Source organism: Dietzia sp. DQ11-38-2, from assembly GCF_014145055.1.
Classification (GTDB): domain Bacteria; phylum Actinomycetota; class Actinomycetes; order Mycobacteriales; family Mycobacteriaceae; genus Dietzia.
In genome coordinates this window covers 3,029-8,760 of sequence record NZ_JAALDW010000276.1, presented here as the reverse complement: position 1 = coordinate 8,760, position 5,732 = coordinate 3,029, and the positions used below count along the sequence as shown (strand labels likewise).

6 protein-coding genes and 2 tRNA genes are annotated in these 5,732 nt (G+C 71.0%); 5 read left to right on the top strand and 3 right to left on the bottom strand.

The features are described from left to right. The 3 genes from crtI to G6026_RS10005 form a co-directional block, all read left to right on the top strand. On the top strand, window positions 1–1,113 hold a 1,113-nt coding region (gene crtI, locus G6026_RS10015), incomplete at its 5' end, for a phytoene desaturase family protein (protein WP_182613089.1). Continuing rightward, window positions 1,110–1,493 carry a lycopene cyclase domain-containing protein gene (locus G6026_RS10010; RefSeq protein ID WP_182613088.1) on the top strand — a complete coding sequence of 128 codons (384 nt, stop codon included), beginning with the start codon at window positions 1,110–1,112 and terminating at the stop codon, window positions 1,491–1,493. The genes crtI and G6026_RS10010, both read left to right, overlap by 4 nt. Beyond that, window positions 1,490–2,785, top strand: a complete 1,296-nt coding sequence (locus G6026_RS10005; protein WP_182613087.1) for a prenyltransferase — start codon at window positions 1,490–1,492, stop codon at window positions 2,783–2,785. The genes G6026_RS10010 and G6026_RS10005 overlap by 4 nt, the downstream gene beginning before the upstream one ends. 43 nt (window positions 2,786–2,828) lie before the next feature. Here the strand turns inward: G6026_RS10005 and G6026_RS10000 are convergent, their stop codons facing one another. Then, window positions 2,829–3,551 carry a glycosyltransferase family 2 protein gene (locus G6026_RS10000; protein ID WP_182613086.1) on the bottom strand — a complete coding sequence of 241 codons (723 nt, stop codon included), beginning with the start codon at window positions 3,549–3,551 and terminating at the stop codon, window positions 2,829–2,831. Between the two features lie 129 nt (window positions 3,552–3,680). Between G6026_RS10000 and G6026_RS09995 the strand changes: the two genes are divergently transcribed. Together G6026_RS09995 and G6026_RS09990 are read left to right on the top strand one after the other, a co-directional pair. Beyond that, window positions 3,681–3,753: transfer RNA gene (locus G6026_RS09995), tRNA-Thr, on the top strand. Between the two features lie 42 nt (window positions 3,754–3,795). Next, a tRNA-Met gene (locus tag G6026_RS09990) sits at window positions 3,796–3,869 on the top strand. 61 nt (window positions 3,870–3,930) lie between these two features. Here G6026_RS09990 and G6026_RS09985 read toward each other — a convergent pair. Both G6026_RS09985 and G6026_RS09980 read right to left on the bottom strand, forming a co-directional pair. Then, entirely contained in the window at window positions 3,931–5,475 is a 1,545-nt protein-coding gene (locus tag G6026_RS09985; RefSeq protein WP_182613085.1) for a tripartite tricarboxylate transporter permease, read from the bottom strand. Beyond that, window positions 5,463–5,732, bottom strand: a 270-nt coding sequence (locus tag G6026_RS09980; protein ID WP_182613084.1) for a tripartite tricarboxylate transporter TctB family protein, incomplete at its 5' end; no start/stop codon positions are given. The genes G6026_RS09985 and G6026_RS09980, both read right to left, overlap by 13 nt.

Below are 5,732 nucleotides of genomic sequence, written 5' to 3'. Positions count from 1 at the left end.
TCCCGCCGCTTCACCGACCGCCGGATCCAGCAGATCCTGGGCTATCCGGCGGTCTTCCTGGGATCCTCGCCGTACCTGGCCCCGTCGATCTATCACCTGATGAGCCACCTCGACCTCACCGACGGCGTGCTGTACCCCCGCGGTGGGTTCACCGAGGTGATCGCCGCCGTCCGGCGGGTGGCCGAGGCGCAGGGGGTGCGCATCCACACCGGCACCCGGGCCGTCGAACTGACCACCTCCGTCGACGGCGGGGCTCACGGCGGCCCCACCCGCGCACGGGTGACCGGTGTCCGGGTGCGCGACCGCGCCGGTGACGAGCGGACCCTGCCCGCCGGGCTCGTGGTGGGCGCCGCCGACCTGCACCACCTCGAGACCCGGTGGCTCCCGGAGGAGCTTCGCACCTACCCGCAGTCCTACTGGGACTCCAAGACGCCGGGGCCCGGCGCGCTGCTCATGCTGCTGGGCGTGAAGGGTGAGCTGCCGCAGCTGTCGCACCACACCCTGCTGTTCACCGACCGCTGGGAGGAGGGTTTCGACGCGATCTTCGGCGCCTCCACCCACATCCCCGACCCGGCTTCGCTCTACGTCTGCCGCCCCAGCGCGACCGACGACCCCGACGCCGGCATCGCCCCCGCAGGGCACGAGAACCTCTTCGTCCTGGTCCCCATCCCCGCCGACCCCGGTCTCGGGCACGGGGGCGTCGACGGCGCCGGTGACGCGACCATCGAGGCGGCCGCCGACCGGGCTATCGCCCAGATCGCCGACTGGACCGGGATCCCCGACCTGGCGGAGCGCGTGGTGGTCCGTCGCACCATCGCGCCGGCCGATCTGGAACAGGATCTGGGGGCGTGGCGCGGCACCGCCCTCGGGCCCGCCCATACGCTGGCCCAGAGCGCGTTCTTCCGGACCCGAAACGTCTCCCGGCACGTCGACGGTCTCTACTACGCGGGGGCGTCCACCATTCCCGGGATCGGGTTGCCCATGTGCCTGATCAGCGCCGAGCTGGTGCTCAAACACGTCCGGGGAGACACGGGCACGGCGCCGGTGCCCGAGCCCGGCGGGGGCACGGTGTTCGACAGGGCGGTAGGAGACAGGGTGGTGTTCGACAGGTGATCGGGCTGGCCTATCTCCTGGTTCAGGTGGTTTCGTTCACCGGAATCCTGGTGATCGACCACCGCTGGAAGCTGGCGGCGTTCCGTGCGCCCGCCGCCGCGGCGCTCGCCGTCACCGCCTCCGTGGCGCTGCTGCTCACGTGGGACGTCCTCGGGGTGCGCAGCGGGGTGTTCTTTCGCGGCCAGACCGACTTCATGACCGGTCTGCTGGTGGCCCCCGAGATCCCGGTCGAGGAGGTCGTGTTCCTGGCGTTCCTGTCCCACCTCGCGTTGGTGTGCGCGACGGGGGTCTCCCGTGCCGTCGAGCACGCGGCCGCGTCCCGGGCGTCCCGGACGGCCCGGTCCTCCCAGACGGCCCGGGCGACAGGGGAACGCCCGTGACCAGCCTCTACACGACCCTCAACCTCACCATGTCCATCCCCGTGGTGGCCGTGGCCCTCCTCGCGGCCTGGCGCCTGCGTGGGCAGGCCCGACGCCGGTGGCTGATCGGGGTCGCCGGCGCGTTCGTCATTCTCATGATCCTCACCGCGGTGTTCGACAACATCATGATCTCGGCCGGGCTCGTGGCGTACGACGACGAGCTCACCAGCGGCATCCGGCTGGGCGTGGCGCCCATCGAGGACTTCGCCTACGCCGTGGCCGCGGCGGTGTTCGTGCCGTCGGTGTGGGCGCTGCTCACCGAGTCGCCGCGCGTCGGGGCCGGGGTCGGGAACCCGACGGTGTCGGGCAGGGGTGACGCGCTGCTGGCACGCGGTCCGGGGCACGACGACGACGAGGTCCGCACCCCCGAGCGGTCCGCGTCACCCGGTCTGCTCTCCACGCTGTTCTGGTCGTCCCGGCCGGTGTCGTGGATCAACACCGCCGCGCCGTTCGCCCTGGCGTACTTCCTGGCCACAGGGGGGTTCGACCTCGTCGGCGTCATCGGCACGGTCTTCTTCCTGGTGCCCTACAACCTGGCGATGTACGGGATCAACGACGTGTTCGACTACGAGTCGGACCTGCGCAACCCGCGCAAGGGCGGCGTCGAGGGATCGGTGCTGGAACGCTCCCGTCACACCGCCACCCTCGTGGCCTCCGCGGTGACCACGGTGCCGTTCCTTCTCTACCTCGTGCTGGTGGGATCGCTGGAGTCGTCCCTGTGGCTCGCCGCGAGCGCCTTCGCCGTGATCGCCTACAGCGCCAGGGGACTGCGGTTCAAGGAGATCCCGTTCCTCGACTCGGTGACCTCCGCCTTCCACTTCGTCTCCCCGGCGATCGTCGGCTGGACCATCGCGGGTGCCGAGCTGACCGGGGGAGTGTGGGCCTGCCTGGTGGCCTTCATGTTGTGGGGCGCCGCCTCGCAGGCCTTCGGCGCCGTCCAGGACGTCCGCTTCGACCGCGAGGCGGACCTGAAGTCCGTCGCCACCGTGCTCGGGGCCCGTGCCGCGGTGTGGTTCGCGCTGGCCTGCTACGCCGCCGCGGTGATCGTCCTGCTGGTGGCGGCGCCGTGGCCCGCGTCCGGGGTCGCCTTCGCGATCCTGCCGTACCTGGCCACCGTCGCGGCCTATGTCGGAGTGACCGACGCCGACGCCGAGCGCACCAACGAGGGCTGGAAGCGCTTCCTGGTGCTCAACATGCTGGCGGGATTCTGCGTCACGCAGATCATCCTGTGGTCGGTGCTCGTCTGGTCCTGACGCGCCCTGCGGGCGACTCAGCGCCGCAGGCGCTCCGGCCGACTCAGCGCCGCAGGCGCTCTATCCAGCGCTGAGAGGGCGGCGAGGTGCGCCAGTTGCGCGCGATCGTCCGGAACGCACGGGAGAAGCGTCGGCGCATCGCGGCCGGATCGTCGAACGGACGCGCGGAGATGCCCACGGTCAGCGACCTGTCCACCCGCAGCCGGTCGTCGGCGCCGAACTGGAACGACAGGTCGATGTCGTCGTGCAGTTCCGGGTCCGACCGGTCGACTCCCTCGCGGACGCGCTCCCAGGCCGTGCGACGCATCGCCAGATTGGACCCGAACAGCACAGGATGGGCCACCGCGGCGCCGACGGAGAAGAAGTAGGCGTCCATGTAGAGCAGCTGCGCGGCGCGGGCCCGCCACCCGCCCAGTCCGATGAACTCGCCGGGGCCCGAGAGCGCCACGAGACCCGGGTCCTCGGCGAACGCGCTCTCGATCCGCTGCATCCAGTCCGGGCCCGGGCGGGAGTCCGCGTCCAGGCGGGCGATCACGTCGCCCGAGGCCCGGTCGTAGCCGGCGGCGGCGGCCGAGGGGATACCCCGGACCGGCTCGGTCACCACGCGCGCGCCGGCCTCGCGGGCGACGTCCGCACTCGTGTCGGAGCATCCGTTGTCCACCACGACGATCTCGTCCGGCGGCCTCGTCTGGCCGTGCAGGGCCGCGAGGCACCCGGCGAGCTCGTGGGCGTCGTCGAGGACGGGGACGACCACGGAGATGCGCATGCCCCACATCCTGCCAGCGGGGCCTCGACCCCGCTCCACCGGGCGATTTGTGCCCCGTTCGAGCCTGTGTGTAATCTGCTAGAGGCTTTCACCCCGAGCCGCGGAGCGCTTCGCGACCCAGGGTGGCCGGCCCCCTTAGCTCAGTCGGCAGAGCGTTTCCATGGTAAGGAAAAGGTCGACGGTTCGATTCCGTCAGGGGGCTCGCACTGTGCGGGGCGGCCCGATCGCCCGACTGGCAGCGCATGCCGGTGTAGCTCAGCTGGTTAGAGCGCACGACTCATAATCGTGAGGTCGGGGGATCGAGTCCCCCCACCGGTACCGATCAGGATCACGAAGGCCGCCCACGTGTCGTGGGCGGCCTTCGTCGTGTCCACGATCCCTACCGTGCGGCGGCCTCCAACTCCGCCGCGGCCTCCCGGCGGCGACGACGACGGTGCCGGGTGTGCTGGATGATGCTCGCCGCCACGGCCACGGCCAGCAGGCCGTAGAGCGCGAGGGTGATGTTCGACGAGACCAGGATCGACACGTCGCCCTCGGACTGTGCCAGCGACCGACGCAGCTCGAGCTCGGCCAGCGGGCCGAGGATCGCGGCGATCAGGACCGGGGCCAGCGGGATCGAGAACCGGCGCATGACGAATCCCAGGATGCCGATCGCGATCACCATCCACAGGTCCAGCGTCGAGGAGGAGATCGCGTAGGTGCCGAGCATCGCGATCACCGTCACGCCGGCGTACAGGTAGTGGCGGGGGATCAGCAGCAGCTTCGCCCAGACGGCCGCGAACGGCAGGTTGATGACCAGCAGGATGATCAGGCCGACGAACAGGCTGGCGAGCAGCGGCCACACCAGCGCGGCACTCGTCTCGAAGAGCATGGGGCCGGGCTGCATCCCGTACTGCTGGAACGCGGCCAGCATCATGGCGGCCGTCGCCGAGGTCGGCAGGCCCAGGACGAGCAGCGCGCCCATCGCGCTGCCGGCGGTGGCGTTGCCCGCGGCCTCGGGAGCGGCGACGCCCTGGAGCGCGCCGCGGGTGCCGAAGTCGGGGTCGTGCCGCCGCGCGGCCAGGGCCTTCTCGGTGCCGTAGGCGAGGAACGTCGGGACCTCGGACCCGCCGACCGGGATCGTGCCGAAGGGCAGGCCGAACGCGGTGCCCCGGAGGAACGCCGGCCAGATTCTGCGCATCTCCTTGCGGGTCGGGAACGGGGAGCCCTCGGTGGCCACCGGACCGCCGACGGTCGCCTCACGGCGGATCCGCGACGCCTGGTGCAGGACCTCGCCGAGGGCCAGCAGTCCCACGGTGATCACGATGATCGAGATGCCCTCGAACAGTGACGGGGTGTCCAGGGTGAAGCGCTGGGTGCCGGTCATCGAGTCGGTGCCGACCAGGGCGAGCGCGAGCCCCAGGCCGAGCGCGGCCAGTCCCCTCACGACGGACTCGGCGACGACGGCCGAGATGGCGACGAAGGCGAACACCGCGAGGGCGAAGTACTCGGGTGACGAGAACGCCCGGGCGAGGACGATCAGGTAGGGGGAGAACATCACGACGCACGCGCACGCGATCATGCCGCCGGTGAAGGCGCCGATCGCCGAGATCCCCAGGGCCTTGGCCGCCCGGCCGCTCATGGCCATCCGGTGCCCTTCGAACGTCGTGGCTATGGCCGACGAGTTGCCGGGTGTGTTGAGCAGGATCCCGGAGGTCGAGTCACCGAACAGTCCGCCGAAGTAGATGCTGGCGAACATGATGAAGGCGCCGGTCGGGTCGAGCGTGAAGGTGACCGGCAGGAGCAGGGCGACCGCCATCGCGGAGCCGAGTCCCGGAAGGACGCCGACCGCGGTGCCGAGGAGGGCACCGATCAGCAGGAGGGTGAGGTTCATCGGGGTGAGCACCCCGGCGATGCCGTCACCCAGCAGGCTCAGTTGCTCCACGGCACGACTCCTTCCAGGATTCCGGCGGGCAGCCCCAGGCCGAGCCCGGCCGAGAAGGCGATCTGGATGACGGAGGCGAAGATCACCGAGACCGCGATGTCGAAGACCGGTCGCCTGCTCCCCAGTGCGCGGCTGACGATCCAGAACAGCGCGCTGGAGGTGATCAACCAGCCGACGGGCTGGAGGAGGATCGCGAACCCGACGAGGCCGGCGATCACGATCCCGGTGGTGCGGTAGTCGACGGGCACGTAGTCCGA